Source organism: Ruegeria sp. AWH4_226, assembly GCF_056159225.1.
In genome coordinates, this window is sequence record NZ_JBSWUU010000003.1 from 412,868 (window position 1) to 437,759 (window position 24,892).

The following is a 24,892-nucleotide window of genomic DNA, read 5'->3' on the forward strand; positions in this document are numbered from 1 at the left end:
GGACGTTGGACTTGTACCATGGTTTCCACGAAATCGAAAGCGACCTTCAGGAGAGCAAAGCAGTCGACGCGGTTTGGACGTTTTTCGGCTCCAAAACCAGCTGTCATTGCATCGTGCCGGACGGGCGCGCCGACTTAATTCTAAGCTTTGATGTTGGTTCCACAGGATTGATCAGAAATGTTGTACCGATCATTGCACCACCTTTTATGATTACGCATTCCGTCTTTTCGCGTGCGCATCAAGGCTATGTTGGGATTAGGTTTAAGCCTGGTTCCGGCGGAGCATTTTTCACCAAGTCTCTGCGTTCAATGATGGGAGGATTGTTTGAAGGGCAGTCTGCGCTAAGCCGTGTGCCTGGACTGCGCGACCTTCAGGTTGAATACCAGAATGTCAAATGCCTGTTGGACTTTCTCAACCTGAGCCTAGCTAAGCAGTCTATTGGCGTCATATCCTCAGACGTTGCAGAGACGCTCACATTTATTGGTGAAAACCCCGGAGAGGCGCGCTTAGGCAACCTAGCGAAAGCGTTGGGCACGCCGGTGCGCACACTCAGTCGTCGGTTCACCCACAGTGTGGGCCTATCTCCGAAGCAATATGCGCAGATCGTGCGCCTTCGGCAAGCCGTTGACATGTTGTCCAAAGATGGAGCCGTATTTGCCGATGTGGCTGTGAACTGTGGATTTGCTGATCAGGCTCACATGACCCGAGAGGTGAAGCGCTTCATGGGCCACACGCCACGACAACTTGCTAGTCTGGCACGAGACGGCGCGCTCTTGAGTTGACCGATTTGTTCAAGACAGTCGCGCCAGCCGGAGGTTAGTGAACTGGTCAATGAGGCATTCAGGGCATGTTCCCAGCAAAGTGAACGAGAGATGAAACTCCTATTTGAAGAACTGTCCGAAATCTATCAAAAGCCAGAATTGTTTTCCGCCTACACGGCGGAAACTCTATGGACTGAACCACATCTGGCGCAGCAAATGCTCAAAACGCATTTAGACCAGAATACACCGCTGGCGTCCCGTACGCTTCCTGTTGTCGATCAAACCGTCGCCTGGCTGGATGATCGGATTGGTCTGGACGGTAAAAAGGTCTGTGATTTGGGCTGCGGTCCCGGCCTTTATGCGGAACGATACGCGCAAAGTGGAGCGTTTGTAGAAGGGCTCGATTTTTCGGCAAATTCCATAGCATATGCGATCAAAAACGCCACTTCAGATCGCGGTTCGCTGTCGTTTCGACGAGCGAACTATCTCATTGACGAACTGCCTTCCGGGCAAGATCTGATAACATTGATCTATTGCGATTTTTGCCCTCTTTCACCATTTCAAAGAAGCATTTTGTTGAGCAAGGTCCGGAATGCCCTTTTGCCGAATGGCGCGTTTGTTTTTGATGTGTGCTCAACAATGGCCTTTGAAGAGGTTTCTGAAGGCACCGTGCTCTCGCGCAGTCAAGCGAATGGCTTCTGGACTGCGAATGATTGTTTTGTTTTCCAGAGCACATGGTGCTATCCGACCGATGCCGTGTCGCTCGATTTATTCACGATCGTGGAAGAGGGTAAGATCTGGCGCATCTACAATTGGTTACAGTACTTTTCTCCGGAGAGCATACAGGCCGAGTTGCAGGCACATGGTTTTAAGGTTGAAAACATGAGTAGCGGAATTGGTGCAAACGATGAAACTGCCGACACAATAACCATCGTGGCTAGACCATTGCAGACTTGGATTGGTTAGATGTGGCACCACTACTATTGGCAAATCGAAATGGCGCCGGCATCTGAGTTGATATGTATCAATCTCATCTACTAAGACCGGCTTATTTTTTTGATGTTCGAAGCGTACGTTAAGGAGTATCAGTATGTCCATGTCCCCAATGCTTTTTGTTTGCTTTTTCTTTGCAGGCTTCGGTGTGTTCCTTCTGGGCGCCGCTGCTATTTGGTGGGTGTCGATTCAAGCCACATCTGCCAAAACCAGCGCGCGCGTGCAGAGCCGAGGGCATTCAGAACAACAACCGTCTTGAAGCATCCAGCGCCCTGTTTGCTATTGGTTTCGACCGCACAGACCCTGTGTCGGCACCGGTCCTTTTCTATCGGACTTGTAGTGCAGGGATTGATACGCTCTGCAACATTCGTTGCTTTGGACTTACATCTGCAGTTTCTCGCAAAAAGGCGAGCAACTAGAAAGTGGTTGTCTGCTCGACTCCGAGAGCAAACGGCGCGCCGTCTGGATCACACAGGATTGGGTCATGGGATTGAACAGTTTCATTCACATCCACAGAAGCCGGACGCGCCCCTTCGGTCTCCGCCACACGGCGGGCATCGGAGACTGAAGAAACCTTGATGCACGGGACCCAAGCCGCGTTTGAACCGGTTGACCAAGACGCGGTATCTTGGATTGCAACAAGATCTCCCCGAGGTCCGAAAAGAGCGACGCAATCTTTGTGTCGACCGGGCGAGGCCTGCCATTCGAAGAGTTCGGCATAGAATGCCTGCGGGAAGTCATCCCCGTTGCCAACATACACTTCAGGGCCGAACTGCCGACGCGGCACAGGGAAGCTGTGCCGTGACAGCGAAATCCCCAATAGAGCGCCGAGTGGATCGCGGACGAGTGCATTGCGCCCGACGCCCGGCACCTCGAATGGCTCCCGAACGACACTGCCGCCGAGCGTGCCGACGCGCTTGACCGCCTCGTCTACATCGGGGACTTCGATGTATGCGATCCAGCCATTTTCTTGCTCCGGAGGTGTCTCGGCCAACCCGGCGCCAGCTTCGTCACCGGAAAGGGCAAGGATGAAATCCTTCTCACCGCCACCCCAGGTAAAATCCGTTGCCCGCTCGACCTGATATGTCCAGTTTGCAACCTGTTCATAAAATGCCATCGAACACGCCCTGTCCGATGTAAAGAGATCGTGCCATACGACTTGACCTGCTTTCGGCTGTGACATCGTCTTACCTCCTGACATCTTTGAGCTTTTTAACGCCGCGAACCATCTTCCCGAACGCTTTGTCGCGCGACCTGCGTTCCGCAAGGCTCGCGGAATTGAACGCGTCTTCGACCATGAGCTTGCGCCATCTGCCAAGTCGAACGGCATCGAGAACGCCGTCATCAATAGCCTTCAGAACAGCGCATCCCGGCTCGGTCTCGTGCTGGCAGTCGTTGAATCGACATCGCGCGGCCAACTCCTGAATATCGACAAAGAGATCATTAATCCCGTCTGCTGCATCGGTAAGCTGCAATTCCCGCATGCCTGGAGTGTCCAGGATCAGACAGCCATTGGGCATCGCATGAAGCTCGCGCCGCGTCGTCGTATGCCGACCCTTTGCGTCGTCCTCGCGAATAGTCTGGGTCTCAATGGATTGGCTCTCGAGCAACGCATTGGCCAATGTCGATTTCCCAACGCCGGACGAACCGAGGAATGCCACTGTCCTGCCGGGTTTGCACCAGGCCGCCAGCTCTGTCCGGGGCGCGTCTCCGCGGGCATCAAGCGCGACCACGTCGATTATGTCCGATACCGCGCGGGCCGCGTCGATGTAGCTTTGCGGGTTCGTCACGAGGTCGGTCTTTGTGACAACGATGACGGGCGTGATCCGTGCTTCCAACGCCAAGGCGGCATAGCGTTCCAGCCGGGCCATTTTGAAGTCCTGATTGCAGGACGTGACGATAAAGGTCGTATCAATGTTCGCCGCGATCAGTTGTTCCTGCCGGTTGGTTCCGGGTGCGCGCCGTTTGATGAGGCTTATACGCTCGAGAACCCTGCTGGATCGGGGGCGCGAGGGGTCCAGCATCAGCCAGTCCCCGACAGTTACATCGGCTCTAGGTGGAAGTATCGTATCGATGCTGTCACCGACAACGTGCAGCCCATTGCGATGCACTTCGACAACGCGAACGGGAGGTGTCAAAGCCAAGTCTTCCACACTGATCTGTTGGGCGAAAAAGGGTTGCCATCCCAGTGCCTGAATAGGGCTGAGATTGGCGTGTAATCCGGCGTCGCGCGCGCGATTTGGAAGGAAGTCTGAGTAGTCCCTTGTCATGGGGTGTTCACTTTCATGTCTTTGGCCCAAGTAAGAATCGGGCGCTGGTGGTAGGGAATGAATGCGCACATCAACACTGCCGTCAGCTATAGAGTGACGGCATTGCTTCAGATGTTGAATGTGCTACGGGAGGCGCGCTGCCTCCCTTCCTTACCAGGACATGAAATCTCCATTTCAGCTGATGTGTGCATAGGATGAACCCGTGCACAACACAACAGTTGACGGCTGAATTGGAACTTTTCTTCAATTAGCTTTAGCGACCATTCAGCGGGGAAAAAGGGTATGTCCGCTCTGTCCGCTCGGCCGTCGTTCGAGCGAATTGTAGCGAATGACAGGTTCGAGCCCAACTCGGTCGTCGCTGTTCCATGCTGTGAGCGCACGACGCACGATGTTCGCTGCGGATGCGGCTGGCTAATTGCTGTGTGCCCGAAGAAGAAAGTTGTCATAGAATCGCCATGCGGCAATACTCCTGTACCCAAATCCACCGATTTCTGCGCAAAGCCAGCATTGGCGCTTCATTTTTGAAGTCTGAAATTGAACACTTGGACAGTCATATACCTTTGCGCTGGTACGCGCTTCCAGGACCCGGAAAAGTTGGCCAACCGAATAGGCTCGACCGGCACTGCAACAAATAAATTGCCCGTCCTTGATTTATGTCAATTACAATAGACATAAAATGTGTAACAAAAAATTGACACTTCTTGTGAGGCCACATGCGGATTCTATTTGTTCACCCGAACTACAGATCAGGCGGAGCCGAAATCGCTGGAACATGGCCACCTGCTTGGGTTGCCTATCTGTCCGGCCACCTGCGGCAAAGCGGTTTCCACGATGTCCACTTTGTTGATGCAATGACCGATGACCTCTCTGATGCTGACCTTGCAGAAAAGATGGAGGCCCTAAAGCCTGATGTCGTTGGCGTCACCGCCATTACACCATCAATCTACCGTGCTGAAGAGGTCCTCAAGATTGCACATGACATCGTCCCCGATGCAGTTCGGGTGATGGGGGGCGTTCATGCGACGTTCATGTATAAACAGGTCCTGTCCGAAGCCCCTTGGATCGATGTCATCGTCCGCGGTGAGGGAGAGGAGATCTGCACGGAACTGATGTTGGCCATCGAAGATGGCCGCTTTCCGGCGGATCGCCACAAGATCAATGGCCTTGCGTTCATCGAAGGCGACCAGATCGTCGCGACGCAGGCCGCGTCGACGGTTAAGGATCTGTCCAAGATAGTACCGGACTGGACAGTTTTGGAATGGTCGAAATACACCTACATCCCCCTTGGGACGCGCGTTGCGATCCCCAATCTGGCGCGCGGCTGCCCATTTACCTGCTCTTTCTGCAGCCAATGGAAATTCTGGCGCGACTACCGTGTGCGCGACCCCAAGGACGTCGTAGATGAAATCGAAGACTTAGTCGAAAATCATGGCGTCGGTTTCTTTATCCTCGCAGACGAGGAGCCGACCATCAACAAGAAGAAATTCGTGGCCTTCTGCCAGGAATTGATCGACCGGGGCCTTCCAAAAAAGGTCAAATGGGGCATCAACACTCGCGTCACTGACATCTACCGCGACCGCGACTTGCTGAAATTCTACCGCGAGGCGGGTCTGGTCCATGTGTCCCTTGGCACTGAGGCCGCCGCCCAGATGAAGCTGGATATTTTCAACAAGGAAACCAAGGTTGAAGAAAACAAAGAGGCGATCCGTCTGCTGCGCGAGGCTGACATCCTGATCGAAGCGCAGTTCATAGTGGGACTGGACAACGAAACACCCGAGACGCTGGAAGAGACTTACAAAATGGCATGGGATTGGCAGCCCGATCTGGCCAATTGGTCCATGTATACGCCTTGGCCTTTCACGCCGCTGTTTCAGGAGCTTAAGGATCAGGTCGAGGTTTTCGACTTTAGCCGCTACAACTTCGTCACCCCCATCCTGAAGCCCGCCAAGATGGAACGCGGCGAACTGCTGGACGGGGTCATGAAAAACTACCGCCGCTTTTATATGAAAAAGGCATTGTTCCACTATCCATGGAGGGGCACCGGGTTCCGGCGGCGGTACCTGCTGGGGTGCCTCTATGCCTTTCTCAAGGCCGGGGTGGGCCGGACCTTCTACGACTTGGGCAAGGTCGGCTACACCGGCCCACAATCGAAAAACAAATTGAATTTCCACTTTGATGAAAGCCGCACCATCGCCGAGGCGCAAATGGAAGACTGGGAGGCCAGCGCGGACAAAGCCGCCCGAGCGAAGGAACGTCGCGCCGCCGTGAAGGCACAGACGATTGAACGCAAGCGCGACTTCAAAATGCCCAACGGTGCTGAGGTAAAAGCCTGCGGTGGTGGTGATCAGCAAATGGAGGACGTCTAAGGAAGTCCGGACCAGAACGGGGCTGATCGGCCCCAACGCGGTGCTTCAACTGCTGCCTGTGCTGGAACGTCTGGGCGGGCGTGAGCGGCGCGATCAGATTTTGGCGCGAGCAGGCATTTTTGATATTCCTGATGGGAGCGACATGATCCCAGAAGCCATGGCGGCGCGGCTTCACCGACAACTGCGGTTGGAAGAGCCGGAATTGGCCCCGGCGCTTGCGGCTCATGCGGGGATGGCCACGGCAGATTACATTCTGGCCAACCGGATTCCCCGGCTCGTGCAAATTGTGCTCAAAGCCAGCCCCCCCGCTTTTGCCGCCCGGACACTGGCTAAGGCCATCGCGCGTCATGCCTGGACGTTCGCGGGGTCGGGCGCGTTTACTGTCTTGGACCCGATGACATTCGAGGTGACTGACAATCCCCTGATTGCGGGTGAACGGTCTGATGTTTGTCTGTGTCACTGGCATTCGGCGGTTTTTGAACGGCTCTATCAGACTTTGGTGGCCCCGGATGTGACCTGCCATGAGGCAACATGTCATGCACAGAACCCGGAATTGCCTTGCCGCTTTGTGCTGCGTCGGAACACAACAGCGGCGCGTTTGGCCGAAATCAAATCATCCAGCGCTACGGCGCAGTAGAACGATACCAAGAAAGACCGAGACATCCTTGCCCCTACCGCGCGCGCAACGTGCCGTTCTGCCGCCAGTTATGCTGGTATTGCGGCTGCAACATGAAGATGGCCTCGCGGGATACCCCGACTGTGCAATATGCCAAGACGTTGAAGCAGGAAATCGCGCTGATGGAGGCGCACTTGCCTGGGCGCATGACGATCTCCCATTTGCATTGTGGCGGGGGAACACCGACGGCGCTGCTGCTGCAAGACCTCGACGGCCTGATGAGCGCGGTCGCACGGCATTTCACGATTCAGCCGGATGCGGAACTCGCCATCGAAGGCGACCGCGCAGCCTGTCAGATGAGATGATCACGACGATTGGAGAACTCGGCTTTAACCGTGCCAGCTTTGGTGTGCAGGAATTTGACCCGGGCGTGCAAAAAAGCGATCAACCGTATTCAGCCGCCTGCCATGGTGGCCCATGCGGTCGAGGTGCTCCGCTAGGCAGGGGTAGCTGGGATCAACTTTGATCTGATCTACGGGCTGCCGCATCAGTCTACTGACACATTGATGAATACGATCCGCCTGTGTAATGAAATCACGCCAGACCGGATTGCCCTGTTTGTCTACGCCCATGTGCCGTGGATGGCCAAGAAACAGCGTCTGATTGATGAGGCCGCTTTGCCTGATGTACCCGCGCGCCACGAGCAGTCGGAAAAGGCTAGCGCGGCCTTGAAAGACGCGGGCTATGTCGCGATTGGACTTGATCACTTTGCCCGCGAGGCCGATCCGCTCGCGGTAGCGGCGCGGAACGGGACTATGCGGCGGAATTTTCAGGGTTACACGACGGATCAGGCGGGGGCGATGCTTGGCGTCGGCACCACGTCCATCGGTTGCACACCAGGCGCCTATGTCCAGAATATCACCGAAACGGGGGCTTGGGCGCGTGAGGTAAAGGCCGGGCAATTGCCCACAGCAACGGGGGGTGGAGTTGACTAAGGACGACCTGTTGCGTGCCGAAGCTATCGAAGATCTGATGTGCAACGGAAAGGTTGACCTAGCGGAAATTGCAGGCAGGCATGGCGCATCGCTCGACACCTTCGCTGATGCACAGATTGCTCTCTCAGCGTTCGCAAAAGACGGGTTGATAAAACGTTTCGGTGCCAAAGCGATTGTGACATCTCTGGGCTTGCCGCTCATCCGTGTGATCGCATCGACCCTTGACGACTATCTGCAAACACAAAAGGCGCGCCACGCTGTTGCGGTTTAGGAAATCAAGTTTGGAACGCTGATTCCTTCGGCTTTGGTGGTCCATTGGTTCGGGAAACCGAATGCGATATTGTTGACTTTATCGGCAGCTTGGTCGTTGGCTCCGACTGCGACGCATGAAGTATTGCGGAGATACCCAGAAGCCGCTAGCGCAAAGGATCAGACTGGCAGTCATTGTGATGACCGGGCACACAGCTGGGTCGCTTACGGCTGGGGGCGAAATAGTACGTTAACGCCGGACCGATCATTGGTGCGCTACGCAGAGAAGGTCGGCAAAGAGCCCACCTTGCACGTCGTAACAGATGGCCGTGGACGCTTATCTTTGAAACTATTGCTAGAACCGCCATAGTTCTACGCAAAGGACAGGTTTGCCTTTTTTAAAGTTGAACCGTTGGTGGTTTTGCCTCAGGCTGATTTAACATCTAGCGCAGCTGCAGTGTTGCGGGCAATCTGCGGGGAACCTGCCATGTCCTTGAAAGTTGTGGGCGCCGGAATCGGACGCACAGGCACTATGTCTCTGAAACTCGCACTGGAGCGGCTGGGGCTTGGGCCGTGTCACCACATGGTTGAAGTTCTGACGCACATGCCTGTGCAGTTACCGTTGTGGCAAGCGGCTGTTGCAGGACAACCTGATTGGGATGCGATTTATCGTGGTTATCAAAGCGCCGTCGACTGGCCAACCGCCCGTTTCTATCGTGAGCTGCACATAGCCTATCCAGACGCGAAATTCGTTCTCGGTTATCGCAGTCCCAAGAGTTGGGCCGATAGCTTCTCGCACACCATATATTTGGCTCTGTCCGACATCAGCAAAGCCCCGGAAGAACAGCGCGACTGGCTGCGAATGGTCACCGAGCTTCTGATACAAAACGGCATACCTCCTGGCCTCGATGTCGCCGAGCTGGAAGCGGCGTTTAAAGCGCATGTAGACGCAGTCAAAGCCGCAATCCCAGCAGAGCAGTTGCTGTTATTTCAAGCGAAAGATGGTTGGGATCCACTGTGCAGTTTTCTCGATCGTCCAGTTCCTGATGAGCCTTATCCCAAAACTAATGATCGAGCGGAATTCTGGGAGCACATTAAGGGGAACTAGCTGACCGGCGAGGTCGGCTCTTGTGCAGCATTTGCATTGGACAGTACTCTGCATCATCGATACGCAGCATGCACATGACTGAGAACAGGAAGCTAGCAGCCATAATGGTTGCCGACATTGTCGGCTTCAGTCGCCTCACTGGCGCTGACGAAGATGCCATGTTGGCAAGATTACGCACTCTGCGAAGCGATGCTATTGACCCGACAATTTCGGTGCATAGTGGACGCGTGGTCAAACGAACCGGCGACGGCGCACTTGTGGAATTCCGCAGCGTCGTTCAGGCGGTGCGCTGCGCTATCGAAATCCAGGAGATCATGGCTGAACGCAACGCAGGTGTGCCTTTAGACCGGCGGATCGAGTTTCGCATCGGGATTCACCTCGGTGACGTGGTCGAAGAAGGTGACGGCGACCTTATGGGCGAAGGCGTCAACATCGCAGCCCGACTCGAGGGGATCGCGGATGCTGGGGCGATCTGCATCTCAGAAGATGCCTATAGGCAGGTCCGCTCTCGGCTCGACCTGTCCGTTACTGATATGGGCGACCAGAGACTTAAGAATATTGCCGAACCTCTGAAGGTCTATGCTTTGAACGTGGGAAGCGCGAGCAAGCTGCTTGGTCCCCAGACTGACACATTGACCCCGCCCAAGCCGCAGGACAAGCCGTCCATTGCGGTTCTGCCCTTCACCAATATGTCCGGCGATGCGGACCAAGAGTACTTTGTTGACGGCATGGCCGAGGACATTATCACGGCATTGTCCAAATTCGAACAACTCTTCGTAATCGCGCGCAATTCCAGTTTCGTTTACAAGGGGCGCGCTGTCGACATAAAGCAGGTCGGGCGCGAGCTTGGGGTGCGCTACGTTCTTGAAGGCAGTGTGCGCCGCGCGGGTGACCGCGTGCGCATTACGGGGCAGCTGATTAACAGCGAGACTGGCAGTCACCTATGGGCGGACAAGTTCGATGGCCGACTTGATGACGTTTTTGACTTGCAGGACAAAATCACGGAAAGCGTCGTTGCCGTCATCGAACCCACGGTTCGCAAGGCGGAAATCGAACGCGCTCGCGGCAAACACCCAGATAACATGGGCGCCTATGATCTTTTGCTACAAGCACTGCCTCATCTTTACCTCGTTCATCCGCAAAGCAACCTCGAAGCGCTCGATTTCCTGATGCGAGCGATCGATCTTGACCCCGAATATGCGCCGGCGCTGGCGCATGCTGCTTGGGGTCTCGTGCAGCGCATTACCCGCCCATGGGAGAGTTACGGTGCCGACGACACGAAACTGGCCGTAGAGTTGGCACGGCGGGCACTCGCTGCAGGCAGTGATGACGCACAGACTGTGGTTCTGGGCGGGTTCGCACTAACCATGTTGCGCGTGGACTACCTTGCTGGCCTTGACGCTGTCCGACGTGCGGTGGACATGAATCCTGGGTCAGGTTTCGTGAACGCGATGGCCGGCTGTGCGCTGGTTTTTGGTGATGACAACGAAGCTGGTCTGCGACTGCTCGACCGTGCAATGATGCTTGGCCCTAAAGACCCCAGTTTCTTCAGTCACTTGCTTGTGGCAGCCTTTGGGCATCTGTCTATGGAACGGGCTGAGAAAGCCCTCGACTTGGCGCTACGATCGATTGCTCTGAACGCGAACTGGGATTCGACATATATTGCACTGATCACTGCGTACATAATGCTGGGGCGCTCGGAGGATGCCAGAGTTGCCGCCGGCAAACTACTTGCTATTTACCCGGAAGCGCGCGCCTCGGGTTATGATCGTTCCTTGCCGGTCCGAAACGATGCGTTTCGTGCCAAGGTCGTCACCAGCCTCAAGCAGGCAGGTATACCTGAGTGACAGTTTTGGGATGAGGCGGCGGGAAAGCCGCATTGCCTTGGATGGCCGCTGTCATTCAAAAAAACCAGTCGGTTATTCCTCCAAATCAAGGGGCGGGCTCGTCCCGCATGTGAGACATCGAAAACCTGCGTGGCGAACGACTGGTTAAGACTCGGCTCATTCGGTGCAAATCGAACGACAGCTTTTGGGAAAATTGAGCTGCGCCACAGCGACGAGGTGGCTGTCGGCCCGGCAACTAAACGATAACCTATGCTCCGGGTGCATCAGTCCGGTTCGCCCCGCGACACGGACATAGGCGTCGAGCAACGGAAGTTCCAGTTCCCGCAAAACGACCGTTACCAGAGATCGGGCCAGTTGCTTTCGGTGTTGCTGCGAATGACGGCATTTCACCCCGTATGGAGAAACGCGGACGGCCCACACCGGACGCTCAGCGCATCGTCCGGATGCTGCAGTGGCAGCCCGCATAGCCGCCATTCGCTATGGTCGCTCGATTTCGGTCGTATTGGAGGTCCGCATGGCAGACGAAGCTGCCTTTGGGCACAGACATAACTTATCCGCGTCCGCTCACGCTCGCCTGATAGGTCTCCAACGAGCCTGAAAGGGCCAGGCCGTAAGGCGCGTCGTGCCTTTCGCAGAACTCCTGCCAGACTATTCCATAAGGCAGGTCTTTGAGCTCTTCGGTAAAAATGAGACGCTTTGTAAAATTCAGCGTTGCTTCCGCGTCTTTGAGCTCAGCCTGCGGCATGAGCAGGGAACGCAGCAAAGCTTTCTGCATATTCCGTGTCCCGATCACCCAAGCAGCCGTTCGACTGATCGTTGCGTCGAAAAAGTCGAGCCCGATGCGTGTCCGGTCAAGCAGGTCGGCGAACACGAGTTCGTTCGCCATTGCTTGAATGTCATCATTCAGCAGGATCACATGATCGCTGTCCCAACGCATGGGGCGCGAGACGTGAAGGAGGATTTCATCAAGCGAGAGGGCGACCGCACTGAGTTTGTCCGCGATGTTCTCGGTGGGATGGAAATGCCCCATGTCGAGGCAGAGAAGCGTGCCTTTGCGGATCGCATAACCCATGTAGAATTCGTGGCTGCCGACCGTACAGGCCTCGACCCCGATCCCGAAGAGCTTGCTTTCGACCGCGTCGACCATCTTTGCGGGCTCTTGTTTCTCATCGCACATGGCGTCGAGCGATGCCTCGAGGCGCGCACGCGCTGCCATACGGTCCACAGGGATGTCTTTGTAGCCGTCTGGTACCCAGATGTTGTTAACAGCCGAAGAGCCAAGCTCCTCCCCCATCTTTGCCGCGATGTTGCGCGTGCGACGGCCATGCTCGACCCAGAAGTCGCGGATGCCTTTGTCAGGGTGGCTTAAGGTGAGATTGTCGTCGGCTTTCTCATGCGCGAAGAAAGTCGGATTGAAATCGAGACCAATGCCCTGATCCTTGGCCCAATCGACCCAAGAGGCGAAGTGGTGGTATTCGATTTCGTCGCGGTCGGGCGTTTCGTCCGTGTCGAGGTAAATGGAGTGCAGGTTAAGCCTGTGTGTGCCGGGGATTTGACCGTAAGCAAATTCGAGGTCAGCTCGGAGTTCATCCGGTGTTCGGGCGCGGCCCGGGTGGTTGCCTGTCGCCTGAATACCACCTCCAGAGGTGCCGCTACGGGTTTCGAACCCCACCACGTCGTCACCTTGCCAGCAATGCATCGAGATCGGGATCGTAGCAAGCCGGTCAAGCGCTGCTTCAGTATCGGTGCCCCAATCGGCAAAAACTGCCTTTGCGCTTTCGTAGGTCATAAGATTCTTCTCCTAGCGCGTAAAGGCCTGAACGTTGCCGGCGTCGACATTGACGATATTGCCAGTTGATTTCGCGGACTTGTCCGATGCAAAGAAATAGGCCGCCTCGGCGATGTCCTCAGGCAGGACCGAACGCTTTAGCATCGAACGCTGGCGATACATCTCTTCCAGACCACCCTTGTCGGTGCCGTAGGTCGACGCGCGTTGGTCGAGCCACTCACCCTCCCAGATGCGCGACCCACGAAGGACGGCGTCAGGGTTGACGACGTTGACACGGATGCCGGCCTCAGCGCCTTCAAGCGCAAGACAGCGCGCCAGATGGATTTCGGAAGCCTTAGCGGTGCAATAGGCTGACGCATTCGGGCTGGCTGCGAGCCCGTTCTTCGAAGCGATGAAGACGATCGAGCCGCCAATACCCTGAGTCCGCAGAACCTTGAACGCCTCGCGACTGACAAGGAAATAGCCCGTGGACAGGATTTCCATGTTCTTGTTCCAAAGCGCGAGCGAAGTATCTTCAACCGGGGCAGACGAAGCGATACCAGCGTTCGAGACGAGGATATCGATGCCGCCAAACTCGACGGCTGTCTCGGCGAAGGCCGCGAAAACGGCGTTCTCATCAGTGACATCCATCCGGACGCTACGAACGACATCATCGGAGTAGCGGGATTTCAGGTTCTCTTCGACGGACCCGAGGGCGTCCGCGTCGATATCGGCCAGGACGACACAGGCCCCCTCGGACAGGTAGCGTTCCGCAGTAGCCGCACCAATGCCGCCGGCTCCGCCAGTGACGAGCGCAATGCGTCCGGCGAGCGATTTCGGCGTGGGCATACGCTGTAGCTTGGCTTCTTCAAGCAGCCAGTACTCGATATCGAAGGCTTCCTGTTCGGGCAGGCCAACGTATTCACTGACAGATGACGCGCCGCGCATCACGTTGATGGCATTGACATAAAACTCCCCCGAAATGCGCGCAGTGGCCTTGTCTTTGGCAAACGTGATCATGCCGACGCCGGGAACCAGGTAGACGACCGCATTCGGATCTCGGATCGCCGGGCTGTCGTCGTGCTTGCAGCGTTCGTAGTAGGCGGCGTAGTCGTCTCGATAGGCGGCGACCTGAGATGGCAGGCCTTCAAGAACGGCGTCCACATTGTTCTCTGCCGGGTCAAAGTCCACGACCAGCGGACGAATTTTCGTCCGAAGGAAGTGGTCGGGGCACGACGTGCCGAGCGCAGCATGCGGTCGCATATTCTTGGCATTCACGAATTCGAGGACGGTTTCGCTGTCATCGAAATGGCCAACCATGTGCTGTTTGCCTGAAACCATTCCGCGGATCGCGGGCATCAGGCGCGCGGCTACGGCCCGGCGGTCAGCTGGCGCAAGGCTGTTGTGAACCGCTCCGCCGAAAGCCGCGACATCAGCCGTTTTGGCCTCGAACCAGTCCGTCGCTTTCTGAATGATCGCGAGAGATAGCTCGTAACACTCCTTGGCGTCATCCGCCCAAGTGAAAAGGCCATGCGATTCAAGCACCACGCCCTTGGCATCTGGGTTCTTCTTGCAAAAGTCTTCCAGCCAGAGCCCGAGTTCATAGCCCGGTTTTTTCCATGGTAGCCAGCCGATCTCGTCGCCGAATATCTCTTGCGTCAGTTCTTTTGAGTTCTTCGAAGCGGCGATGGCGATGATCGCATCCGGGTGCAGGTGGTCGACGTGCTTCTGCGGGACATAAGCGTGGAGCGGTGTATCGATCGAGGCCGCGCGCGGGTTGAGCCTGAACGTGCAGTGCGGGAGGTATCCGACCATCTCGTCTTCGAACTCGACGCCGCGGTAGAGACCTTTCAACGCGACCAGCTTATCCATGTAAAGCGTCGCGAACCCGTCCATCTTGATGGAACCAATGTCACCGCCCGAGCCTTTGACCCAGAGGACTTCGACATCCTCACCAGACAACGGGTCCTGCTCCATCACCTTGGCCGACGTGTTGCCGCCGCCGTAGTTGGTGATGCGCTTGTCCGAGCCCAAGAGATTGGAGCGATAGAGAAGCTTTTCCGACTCGCTCATCGTTGCTGCTGCACAGTTGTCCCAGAGGTTCTCAAGTGGTTGTTTCTCTAAGGTCTTCAACATCTGGCCCTCCCGGCTGCGTCCAAAATTCGGATGTGCGTTGTCGATGAGGGTGAGCGAGATGCGTTGTTTTGTCAATCATTAACGATCAATTTCAATCATGCTGCATTGCAGAATGACTGAAAGTGATTGAAATTGATTGACAGATGATGCGAATCTGGACATCGTGGAGTACCAAGGGAGGCGAAAATTGCACGAAACTGAGCGTCATACTGTAATCTTGTCGGCGGTTCAGGATCGCCCATTCGCCAGCGTTGTCGATCTTTGCGGGCTAACCGGCGCGTCCGAGGCCACCATTCGTCGCGACATTTCCACGCTTCACATACAGAAAAAGCTGCGCCGTGTTCGCGGGGGTGCCGAAGCGATTGCACCGCCACAATTCGTCGGCCTCGCGGGGCGGACGTTTGCAGTGAATGAAACAATACGAATAGACGAAAAGCAGGCGATCGCACAAGCTGCGGTCGAACTTTGCAAAGATGGCGACCCGATCATCATCAACGGGGGCACCACGACCTTCCAGATGGTGCACCCGCTGGCCAACAGGCGGATGCAGGTCTTCACCAACTCGTTTCCGATTGCCGAGCACCTGCTCAAGCACTCGAAGAACACGGTCATGCTGCCAGGTGGTGCGATTTACCGCGAGCAAAACATCATTCTTTCCCCGTTTGAAAATGACGTCACGCGCAACTTCTATGCGCGTCGCATGTTCATGGGTGCTCAGGGCATTGGCCCACTGGGTCTGATGGAGGGCGATCCGTTGCTCATCCAGGCTGAGGAAAAATTGATGGGGCAAGCGGACGAGCTGATCGTTCTGGTCGACAGCAGCAAGTTCGACGCTCGCTCCAGCCTCGTGCTCTGTCCGCTGGATCGAATTGACACTGTCATCACCGATGCGGGGATCTCGGATCGCACTGCTGCGATGCTGGAAGCCGCTGAAATCAAACTGATCGTGGCGGAAGGGAATGCCGCGGCCGAAACCGGTTCGACTTAAGCGAACCATTCACTATCGCTCGACGGGGAGGATTATCCATGAGCATTACCAGAAGACTGTTTGGCGGCACCGCGATAGCAGCCGCAATGCTGGCCGGAAGTGCTGTGCACGCACAAGACGATATGCGTATCGCGCTCGTGGTTAAGGCACTGGGTATTGGCTTTTTTGAAGCAGCTGCGGAAGGCGCTGAGGAAGCGGCGGCTGAGCTTGGCAACGTCGAGATCATCTATACCGGGCCGACCGACACCACCGCTGAAGGCCAGATTGAGGTCATCAACTCGCTGATCGCCCAAGGTGTCGACGCCATCGCGATTTCCGCCAATGACCCAGATGCTGTCTCGCCCGCGCTCCAGCGGGCTATGCAGCGCGGCATCACGGTTATCTCGTGGGACTCGGGCGTCAACGAAGAAGGTCGGATGATGCACCTGAACCCGTCTTCGACCCCGCTGATCGGAAACACAATCATCAAGCTTGCCGCCGACCACATGCCCGATGGTGGCCAGGTGGCTATCCTGTCGGCATCTGCAACCGCGACAAACCAGAACGCCTGGATTGCAGCCGCGGAAGAGGTGCTCCCGAACTACGAGGGGATCGAGCTGGTCGCCACGGTTTACGGCGATGACCTGTCCGACAAGTCCTACCGTGAAGCACAGGGCCTTATGGCATCCTATCCGGATCTCAAAGCTATCATCGCGCCAACCACGGTCGGCATTCTTGCGTCGTGCCAGGCCGTATCTGACGCTGGCAAGATCGGAGAGATCAACGTCACCGGACTTGGCTTGCCGTCCGAGATGGCTGGCTGCGTCGAGTCTGGTGCGACGGAGAGCTTCGCCATCTGGAACCCGATCGACCTTGGCTATTCGGCAACGATGATCGCGCACGCTCTTGCCGCGGGTGCCGCGACGGCTGAACCGGGCGCGGAAATCCCGACGGGTCGTATGGGTTCTGTCACGCTCGATGACACGAACGCCGCCGCGATGTCGGATCCGTTCACCTACGACGCGTCCAATATCGATCAGTTCAAAGACATTTTCTGATCGTCGAAGTTGATCGGCGCAGCATGACCGCTGCGCCGACATTCCTCCGAAATGGCAGCTGACCCTGATGTTGATGGAAGCAGAGAAAAAGTCCGAGCCCGCCAGCGCTGAAAACGATATGCCGGCACTTGCGCTGAACGGAGTGACAAAGACGTTTCCGGGCGTCACCGCATTGTCTGAGGTTTCGCTAGAACTCTTCCCGGGCAAGGTCACGGCATTGGTTGGAGAGAATGGCGCCGGAAAGTCCACCGTCGTCAAGATCCTGACCGGCATCTATCAGCCGAACGGCGGCCAAATCGAAATCGATGGATCGCCCATTCGGTTTCCGACGGCACAGGACGCTGGCGACGCGGGTGTCACCGCAATCCATCAGGAAACGGTCCTCTTCGACGAATTGTCGGTGGCAGAGAACGTGTTTCTCGGCCACGCACCACGAGGGCGCTTCGGCTTAATCGATACCTCTGTGATGATGGACAGGGCCCGCGAAATTCTTGAGGGCATCGGCGCCAACATCGATCCCAGAACGAAACTCAAAGACCTTGGCATCGCGAACAAGCACCTCGTGGCAATTGCCCGTGCGCTATCGATCGACGCACGTGTGGTGATCATGGACGAGCCGACCGCCGCGCTTAGCCAGAAAGAAATCGAAGAGCTTTATGAGCTGGTCGAGGAACTGAAATCTCAGGGCAAAGCCATTCTCTTTATCAGCCACAAGTTCGATGAAATATTCCGTATCGCCGACGATTACACGGTTTTCCGGGACGGTGCGCTCGTCGGGAACGGCGCGATCGCCGATGTGACCGAGGCCGAGCTCGTCAAGATGATGGTGGGCCGGGATGTCAGCCAGATTTTTCCCGACCGGGAGCACAATACCGGTGACGAGATTCTCCTGGTCGAAGGCTATGAACACCCCACCGAGTTCGCGGACATCAGTTTCAGTCTGCGCCGTGGAGAGATTTTGGGCTTTTACGGTCTTGTGGGCGCGGGGCGTTCAGAGTTCATGCAATCGCTCTTTGGCATAACCCGTCCCTCGGCCGGTGAAGTGACCATCGACGGCGAGCGAGAAATCATTCGCTCCCCTGCCGACGCGGTTGGTAAGGGCATTGTCTATGTGCCAGAAGATCGGGGCCGACAGGGCGCCATTACAGCGCTTCCGATTTTTCAGAACGTCACGCTCCCATCGCTTGGCCGTACTTCCAAGAATGGTTTTCTGAAGCTGGCTGAGGAATTCAAGCTTGCGCGGGAATACACTGAACGGCTCGACCTGCGTGCAGCCTCGCTGGACACCGACGTGGGCAATCTGTCCGGCGGCAACCAACAGAAGGTTGTGATCGCAAAGTGGCTCGCCACCCAGCCAAAGGTCATCATCCTTGATGAACCAACCAAGGGCATCGACATCGGGTCCAAGGCCGCGGTGCACGAGTTCATGGCGGAACTGGCCGCTCAAGGGTTGGCGGTCATCATGGTCAGCTCTGAAATCCCCGAGGTTCTAGGCATGTCTGATCGCGTCATCGTCATGCGCGAGGGCCGGATTGCCGCGGAACTTTCGGGCGACGACATGGCCCCGGAAACACTCGTGCGGCACGCGGCCGGAATCTAAAGGTGCGAACCATGCCGAAGCAAATCCTCATGTCCCGCGAAGTGCTGCTGACCGGCGCAATCGCCCTTCTTCTCGCGATCATCGCCACGCGCTTCCCCGCGTTCATTACGCCATCGAACCTGGCCAATGTTTTCAACGATACCGCGCCGCTGATCCTGTTGGCCATCGGCCAGATGATCGTGATCCTGACGCGCTGTATCGACCTGAGCGTCGCGGCAAACCTCGCCCTGACGGGGATGGTCGTTTCAATGATCAACGTCGCCATGCCGGGGCTGCCTGTGCCGATAATCATCTTCGTCGCGGTTGCCTTCGGTGCACTGCTTGGAATGGTGAATGGTGTCCTTGTCTGGAAGCTGGCGATCCCCCCGATCGTTGTCACCCTCGGGACGATGACAATCTTTCGTGGCACGATCTTTCTCTTGTCCGATGGCAAGTGGATCAACGCGCACGAGTTCAGCGATCCGTTCAAGGCTTTCCCCCGGGCAGAACTTCTTGGTCTGCCGCTGATGAGCTGGATCGCCATCGCAGCAGTCATTTTCTTCTCCATCGTAATGTCCCGAACCACCCTTGGCCGGGCGTTCTATGCCGCCGGGGGCAACCCGCACGCGGCGACTTACGCCGGGATAGATGTCGGTCGTACCCAGTTCTGGGCTTTCACCATTTCGGGCGCGCTTGCGGGTTTGACCGGATATCTCTGGGTGTCTCGCTTCGCGGTCGCCTTTGTCGATCTCGCCGGAGGGTTCGAGCTCAGCGTCGTTGCAGCCTGTGTTATCGGCGGAGTCGCCATCATGGGAGGTATCGGCACGGTTGTCGGAGCAATGCTCGGTGCGTTGTTCCTCGGCATCATCAGCAACGCGTTGCCGGTCGTAAACATCTCTCCTTTCTGGCAACTCGCAATTTCCGGAGGCGCGATCATCATCGCAGTCGCCCTGAATGCACAGGCGAACCGTGAGAAGGGCCGGATCATCCTCAAGCGCGCGGAGCATGCGACATGACCGACACCACCCGCTTTATTCCGGATCGTCTGCAATCGCCGCTGGAACGGCGTCTGAAGAGCTGGGAGACTCTGCTGCTGGCTGTCGCCATCGCGATTTTCATCGTGAACAGCTTCACATCGCCCTATTTCCTGAACGCTTGGAACCTAAGCGATATGACGTTCAACTTCACGGAAAAGGCGATGATCGCTTTCGCGATGGCGCTTTTGATCATTGCCGGCGAGATCGACCTTTCCGTGGCCTCGATAATCGCGCTGGCGTCGACGGCCATGGGCGCCGCGGTGCAGGTTGGCGTGGGCACGCCGGGGCTGGTACTGATCGGTCTCGGTGTCGGGTTGATCTGCGGGGCTTTCAACGGCTTTCTTGTCACAAAGATGGGACTGCCATCCATCGTGGTGACCATTGGCACGATGAGCCTCTTTCGCGGCATCAGCTACATCGCTCTCGGTGATCAGGCCTATCGAGGTTACCCGTCGGATTTCTCGTTCTTCGGACAGGGCTACGTGTTCTGGGTGATCTCGTTTGAGTTCGTACTCTTCGCCATCATCGCCCTCATATACTTTGTCATTCTTCACAAAACGAACTTCGGTCGGGCGGTTTATGCCATAGGAAACAACGCGATCGGCGCAGAGTTCTCGGGCATTCGCGTCGCCCGTGTGAAATTCATCCTGTTCCTGTTGACCGGGCTCATGTCCGGTGTTGCTGCCATCTGTCTGACCTCGCGACTGGCTTCGACCCGCCCATCCATTGCGTTCGGTTGGGAACTAGAGATCGTGACGATGGTGGTACTGGGTGGGGTCAGCATCCTTGGCGGATCCGGATCGATCCCAGGTGTCGTGATCGCGGCTTTCGTAATGGGGCTGGTCACCTTCGGCCTTGGCCTGCTCAACGTACCAGGCATCGTGATGTCTATTGTGATCGGACTCCTCCTGATCGGGGTCATTGCATTGCCGCGCCTTTGGGAAAAGTGGAGAGCGTGATGGAGAAATATGCGTTCAAGATGCACCTTAATCCCGGGATGAAGGCCGAGTACAAGACGCGCCACGACGAGATATGGCCAGAGCTTGTGACCCTTCTGAAAGAGGTGGGGGTCTCGGACTATTCCATCCATCTCGACGAAGCGACGAATATCCTTTTTGGCGTTCTCTGGCGCACAGACGATCACGGAATGGATGATCTTCCGTCCCAAGACATCATGAAGAAGTGGTGGGCGCACATGGCCGATATCATGGAAACACATGATAACAATGAGCCGGTCACTGTTCCGCTCACAAACGTCTTTCACATGTCATGACCAGCGGACACGTCGCGGTTATCGATATCGGCAAGACAAATGCCAAACTGGCGCTCGTGCGGCGTTCAGACCTGTCCGAAGTTGCCGTCGTCACCAGGCCAAATACCGTCCTGCCGGGCGCGCCGTATCCTCACTTCGACGTCGAAGGCCATTGGCAATTCCTCTTGGATAGGCTCGCGTCCTTCCATGCGGAGTACGGGATCGAAGCCATCACGATCACGACACACGGCGCAGCGGGCGCTTTGATCGCTGCGGATGGATCGCTTGCGGCGCCAATTCTCGACTACGAGCACACAGGTCCGGACGAATGCGCGAAGGCTTATGACACGATCAGGCCGCCTTTTTCAGAAACAGGGTCGCCCCGTTTGAAAATGGGTTTGAATCTGGGGGCGCAGCTTCATTGGCAGTTTGCACGCGATCCACTGCTAAAGGAGCGCGTCTCTCACGTCGTGACCTATCCTCAGTTCTGGGCGCACAGACTAACCGGCGTCTTCGCTACTGATTTCACGTCGCTGGGCTGCCATACGGACCTATGGAATCCCTACAAAGGCCAGTTTTCATCTTTGCCGGCCAAACTGGGTATCGCGGACAAGATCGCGCCACCGCGCAAACCCGGTGATATTCTGGGCAGTGTTACTGCGGAGGTCGCGCAACATACAGGTCTGCCTGTGGAAACACCTGTCTATTGCGGCATTCACGACTCGAACGCCTCTCTTCTCTCGCATCTCGTCGCTCAAGAGTCCCCTTTCAGCGTGGTCTCGACCGGCACTTGGGTGATTGCTATGGCAGTGGGGGGGCGATCGGTGACCTTGGACCCGTCATTCGACACACTGGTCAACGTGAACGCATTTGGTGATGCCGTGCCTTCCGCCCGCTTCATGGGGGGACGGGAACACGATATTGCTCTCGGAGGATCAGCTGTTCAGGCTGTGGAGTCTGACATGTTAGAGGTGCTGGGAAGCGGCAGCATGCTTTTGCCTGCTGTCGTGTCCGAGACAGGCCCGTTTGCCGGGACTCGTGCAAGGTGGGTGGGGGACGAGCCGTCGTTGGGGACAGGGAAACGAAGCGCCGCCGTCGGCTTTTATCTTGCCTTGGTCACGTCCTATTGTCTTGAGCTCATTGGTCACGACGGCCCAGTAATTGTTGAAGGACCGTTCGCTCGAAATGTGGCGTATCTGACGATGCTTGGAGCGGCATCGCATTCGTTCGTGGTGCCCATGAATAGTGCAACGGGAACGAGCCAAGGAGCAGCCCTTCTCGTGGCGCCGGGTGATTTTCCACAAAACCAAATACCCGTAGTTCCAGTCACTGACTCACGGATGAGCGAGGCTCTTTCGAGTTATGCGGCCACGTGGAATCACAGGCTTGCTAAAGTCTGACCGGGCGATGTGCGCTCCGGGCTAAAGAATAAGACCTTCGATGCGACTGGTGCAAATGGCGGCTTTGGGCCGTCCTCATCTGAACAACACGGATCTGCCGCCTAAATGCTGCGCTTGCTCCGATGTCGGGAGCAACAGCTTCTTTTGCGCCGAAGCATTCGGGCGAAGAGCCGAAAGAAGAGGTTCGCCTCAAACCACTTGTTCCAACATGGACTAGGAAGCCGAATACAGATTTGAAGCCGTCGTCCAGCCGAAATAGCGGCCTTTGATGCGGCGTTCAATGCGGTTCAGATCGTTAGTGGTGGGATCGTGGACCGGTTGGGCGTTCGGCCCAATGTCATTTGCGGTTCTTACCATTTTGGCGGTATCTGAAGCGTGGTGTCATCGTACTCAACCCCCTCTGTTATTGAATAACAATTTGGACAGGCCCTAAGGTTCGGACCTGGGTGTCGATGTATCGACAACTACGAACTCTATTCCGGCTCTCAAAAAGGGTAGTAACGTATGTCAATGAAGCGGGTTGTCTTGGTATTGGCTATTTTGTTGCTGGCGGGATGCGTGTCACCGGCGACTCCGCCATCGGCACCCATCCCAAATCCGGGTCGCGCGAGTGCACAAGTTAGTTCACAGCAGGCACAAGTGAGATTTCAGCAGGTCGCCTCTCGAATTGAACCCGTCGCAGAAAGAGAATGTCGCCGCCAAACTCGGGGAGTGAATTGTGACTTTTTGATCCGGATTGATCCAAACAAAAAAGCACCCTCAAACGCGTATCAGAGTTTGAGCAAGTCTGGACGCCCCGTTATCACAATGACCCAAGCGCTGACACGTGATGTGAACAATGCCGATGAACTTGCATTTGTTATGGCGCATGAAGCCGCGCACCATATTCAAGGCCATTTGGCGCGCCGTGCTCAAAACGCAGCCGCAGGTGCAGTTATTTTGGCGGGTCTGGCAACAATTGCCGGGACTGGACCGAATGACATTGCCGCAGCACAAGACCTTGGAGCCTTTGTCGGTGGTCGCAGCTATTCGAAAGACTTCGAGCTGGAAGCTGATCGGCTAGGCACGATTATAGCCTACAAAGCGGGATATGATCCACTCAAAGGTGCGCTCTACTTCGCACGAGTTCCTGATCCTGGTGATCGGTTTCTCGGGACGCATCCTCCCAATGCTCAACGATATTATGCGGTGCAAGACACAATGGCCCAGATCGGTCGTTGACCAATTTGAGTTTATGACTTGCACGGCCGTCAAGCGCGAGTACGAGCAATCTACTCTCTCGCACAGGCAGCGAATGGCAGGTTCGATCAGCTGCACTACAGCATTCACATGTCGCGTTTAACGGCAGGAAAGGCCACTCCTCACCGTTGGCCCGTCAGGCCTGGCTTTGATCGATGCCGCACCACCATATGACCGTTTCGAGCCCAATTTCGCAGAATACTACACAATGCTCGAATGGCTGCTTTTGCTCATCTGCCGCCAACCATACCAGCAATCATTGCGCCCAGCGCGACAAGGTGGACAAGCATAAGCGCCTTGTCATTCCATAGTGCGCCAACGGCGAACCAACCAACGACACCGACAAGAAACATGTATAGGTTCCATGGTGCCCAGCCAAACCCCGTTGCAGTGTATCCCATGATCTGAACGGCGGATGCGCCCCACTTGACCGCGAAGACAAGGCGCTCGCGCGGCGATCCAAGGACCAAGGCATCAGACTGCACGGGTCAAGCCTCCGTCGATACGCAGGTTTTGTCCCGTCATGTAGCCACCACCTTCCGAGGCGAGCCACGAAATAAGAGAAGACACTTCCGACGCCAACCCGTAACGCCCCATGGGAATACGCGCTTTGCGGTCTTCGGTTTCGGGCAGGCTGTCGATGAAGCCCGGAAGGACGTTGTTCATGCGAATGTTCTCTGACGCATATTTGTCCGAGTAGAGCTTCGTGAATGCAGCAAGACCGGCCCGGAATACCCCCGACGTTGGGAAAAGAGGGTCGGGTTCGAATGCCGCGAAGGTTGAGATATTGATGATTGCTCCGCCGCCCTGCGCCTGCATTGTAGGTGTGACAAGCCTTGTCGGGCGGATCACGTTCATCAGGTAGACTTCCATCCCTTTATGCCATTCGTCGTCGCTGATTTCGAGAACCGGACCCTTCGGTCCGTGGCCAGCAGAGTTCACCAAGACGTCAATACGGCCCCAACGATCCTTCGCGCCTTCGAGCAAAGCGTTCAGCGCTTCTCCGTCTAGGTTAGAGCCGGTCACGCCAAAGCCGCCGAGTTCGCCGCCGAGCGCCTCACCCTTGCCGGACGAGGACAGGATGCCAACCTTGAACCCATCTTCCGCCAATTTGCGGGCTGCATCCGCTCCCATGCCGCTGCCGCCCGCTGTGATCAGAGCTACTTTTTCTACTGACATAACTAGTGCCCTTTCATGATTAGACTTTATATGGCTCGCTCAATGAGAAAGTTCGATTGAGAATTGATGTTA

Annotated in this window: 23 protein-coding genes; 17 read left to right on the plus strand and 6 right to left on the minus strand. The window is 56.3% G+C overall.

What is annotated here, in order from left to right:
- Positions 1-5: 5 nt before the first annotated feature.
- Together ACXAET_RS20375 and ACXAET_RS20380 are read left to right on the plus strand one after the other, a co-directional pair.
- Positions 6-782: an AraC family transcriptional regulator gene (locus tag ACXAET_RS20375; protein WP_475189770.1), complete on the plus strand. Its 777-nt coding sequence runs from the start codon at positions 6-8 to the stop codon at positions 780-782.
- Between the two features lie 90 nt (positions 783-872).
- On the plus strand, positions 873-1,727 hold the full coding sequence (locus ACXAET_RS20380) for a class I SAM-dependent methyltransferase (RefSeq protein WP_475189773.1): 855 nt from the start codon (positions 873-875) through the stop codon (positions 1,725-1,727).
- Between the two features lie 442 nt (positions 1,728-2,169).
- On the opposite strand, the gene ACXAET_RS20385 is transcribed toward ACXAET_RS20380, so the two are convergent.
- Both ACXAET_RS20385 and rsgA read right to left on the minus strand, forming a co-directional pair.
- Complete coding sequence (locus ACXAET_RS20385) at positions 2,170-2,937, minus strand: VOC family protein (RefSeq protein ID WP_475189778.1); 768 nt, start codon at positions 2,935-2,937, stop codon at positions 2,170-2,172.
- A 4-nt stretch (positions 2,938-2,941) separates the two neighbouring features.
- Positions 2,942-4,024 (minus strand): ribosome small subunit-dependent GTPase A, encoded by a 1,083-nt coding sequence (rsgA, locus tag ACXAET_RS20390; protein ID WP_475189783.1) that lies wholly within the window; start codon positions 4,022-4,024, stop codon positions 2,942-2,944.
- Between the two features lie 713 nt (positions 4,025-4,737).
- Here rsgA and bchE point away from each other — a divergent pair.
- The 7 genes from bchE (at position 4,738) to ACXAET_RS20425 (ending at position 11,205) form a co-directional block, all read left to right on the plus strand.
- Positions 4,738-6,390, plus strand: coding sequence for a magnesium-protoporphyrin IX monomethyl ester anaerobic oxidative cyclase (gene bchE, locus ACXAET_RS20395; protein ID WP_475189788.1), 1,653 nt, complete (start codon positions 4,738-4,740; stop codon positions 6,388-6,390).
- A complete protein-coding gene (gene bchJ / locus ACXAET_RS20400; RefSeq protein WP_475189793.1) occupies positions 6,365-7,027 on the plus strand; it encodes a bacteriochlorophyll 4-vinyl reductase in 663 nt (220 codons plus the stop codon). Before bchE ends, bchJ begins: the two co-directional genes overlap by 26 nt.
- Before the next feature lie 92 nt (positions 7,028-7,119).
- Complete coding sequence (locus ACXAET_RS20405; RefSeq protein WP_475189795.1) at positions 7,120-7,371, plus strand: hypothetical protein; 252 nt, start codon at positions 7,120-7,122, stop codon at positions 7,369-7,371.
- Between the two features lie 201 nt (positions 7,372-7,572).
- On the plus strand, positions 7,573-8,001 hold the full coding sequence (locus ACXAET_RS20410) for a hypothetical protein (protein WP_475189800.1): 429 nt from the start codon (positions 7,573-7,575) through the stop codon (positions 7,999-8,001).
- A complete protein-coding gene (locus tag ACXAET_RS20415; RefSeq protein ID WP_475189804.1) occupies positions 7,994-8,272 on the plus strand; it encodes a hypothetical protein in 279 nt (92 codons plus the stop codon). The genes ACXAET_RS20410 and ACXAET_RS20415 overlap by 8 nt, the downstream gene beginning before the upstream one ends.
- Positions 8,273-8,737: 465 nt before the next feature.
- Positions 8,738-9,358 (plus strand): sulfotransferase family protein, encoded by a 621-nt coding sequence (locus ACXAET_RS20420; RefSeq protein ID WP_475189809.1) that lies wholly within the window; start codon positions 8,738-8,740, stop codon positions 9,356-9,358.
- Between the two features lie 74 nt (positions 9,359-9,432).
- Positions 9,433-11,205: an adenylate/guanylate cyclase domain-containing protein gene (locus tag ACXAET_RS20425; RefSeq protein WP_475189814.1), complete on the plus strand. Its 1,773-nt coding sequence runs from the start codon at positions 9,433-9,435 to the stop codon at positions 11,203-11,205.
- A gap of 550 nt (positions 11,206-11,755) precedes the next feature.
- On the opposite strand, the gene ACXAET_RS20430 is transcribed toward ACXAET_RS20425, so the two are convergent.
- Together ACXAET_RS20430 and ACXAET_RS20435 are read right to left on the minus strand one after the other, a co-directional pair.
- Positions 11,756-12,994: an L-rhamnose isomerase gene (locus ACXAET_RS20430; RefSeq protein WP_475189819.1), complete on the minus strand. Its 1,239-nt coding sequence runs from the start codon at positions 12,992-12,994 to the stop codon at positions 11,756-11,758.
- A gap of 12 nt (positions 12,995-13,006) precedes the next feature.
- Complete coding sequence (locus ACXAET_RS20435; protein ID WP_475189825.1) at positions 13,007-15,109, minus strand: bifunctional rhamnulose-1-phosphate aldolase/short-chain dehydrogenase; 2,103 nt, start codon at positions 15,107-15,109, stop codon at positions 13,007-13,009.
- 187 nt (positions 15,110-15,296) lie between these two features.
- On the opposite strand from ACXAET_RS20435, the gene ACXAET_RS20440 reads away from it, so the two are divergent.
- The 8 genes from ACXAET_RS20440 (at position 15,297) to ACXAET_RS20475 (ending at position 23,623) form a co-directional block, all read left to right on the plus strand.
- A complete protein-coding gene (locus ACXAET_RS20440; protein WP_475189829.1) occupies positions 15,297-16,097 on the plus strand; it encodes a DeoR/GlpR family DNA-binding transcription regulator in 801 nt (266 codons plus the stop codon).
- 38 nt (positions 16,098-16,135) lie between these two features.
- Entirely contained in the window at positions 16,136-17,134 is a 999-nt protein-coding gene (gene rhaS, locus ACXAET_RS20445) for a rhamnose ABC transporter substrate-binding protein (RefSeq protein WP_171097125.1), read from the plus strand.
- Between the two features lie 67 nt (positions 17,135-17,201).
- The gene (locus ACXAET_RS20450) at positions 17,202-18,734 is read left to right on the plus strand and encodes a sugar ABC transporter ATP-binding protein (RefSeq protein ID WP_475189835.1); all 1,533 of its coding nucleotides are present in this window, start codon (positions 17,202-17,204) and stop codon (positions 18,732-18,734) included.
- Between the two features lie 11 nt (positions 18,735-18,745).
- Positions 18,746-19,729, plus strand: coding sequence for an ABC transporter permease (locus tag ACXAET_RS20455; protein WP_475189840.1), 984 nt, complete (start codon positions 18,746-18,748; stop codon positions 19,727-19,729).
- Positions 19,726-20,709, plus strand: coding sequence for an ABC transporter permease (locus ACXAET_RS20460; protein WP_475189845.1), 984 nt, complete (start codon positions 19,726-19,728; stop codon positions 20,707-20,709). The genes ACXAET_RS20455 and ACXAET_RS20460 overlap by 4 nt, the downstream gene beginning before the upstream one ends.
- Complete coding sequence (gene rhaM, locus ACXAET_RS20465) at positions 20,709-21,023, plus strand: L-rhamnose mutarotase (protein WP_475189850.1); 315 nt, start codon at positions 20,709-20,711, stop codon at positions 21,021-21,023. The genes ACXAET_RS20460 and rhaM overlap by 1 nt, the downstream gene beginning before the upstream one ends.
- Positions 21,020-22,402, plus strand: coding sequence for an FGGY-family carbohydrate kinase (locus ACXAET_RS20470; RefSeq protein WP_475189854.1), 1,383 nt, complete (start codon positions 21,020-21,022; stop codon positions 22,400-22,402). Before rhaM ends, ACXAET_RS20470 begins: the two co-directional genes overlap by 4 nt.
- 510 nt (positions 22,403-22,912) lie before the next feature.
- Positions 22,913-23,623 (plus strand): M48 family metalloprotease, encoded by a 711-nt coding sequence (locus ACXAET_RS20475; protein WP_475189857.1) that lies wholly within the window; start codon positions 22,913-22,915, stop codon positions 23,621-23,623.
- A 248-nt stretch (positions 23,624-23,871) separates the two neighbouring features.
- Here the strand turns inward: ACXAET_RS20475 and ACXAET_RS20480 are convergent, their stop codons facing one another.
- The gene (locus ACXAET_RS20480; protein WP_475189863.1) at positions 23,872-24,126 is read right to left on the minus strand and encodes a DUF6552 family protein; all 255 of its coding nucleotides are present in this window, start codon (positions 24,124-24,126) and stop codon (positions 23,872-23,874) included.
- A complete protein-coding gene (locus tag ACXAET_RS20485; protein WP_475189870.1) occupies positions 24,116-24,820 on the minus strand; it encodes an SDR family oxidoreductase in 705 nt (234 codons plus the stop codon). Before ACXAET_RS20485 ends, ACXAET_RS20480 begins: the two co-directional genes overlap by 11 nt.
- Positions 24,821-24,892 lie beyond the last annotated feature (72 nt).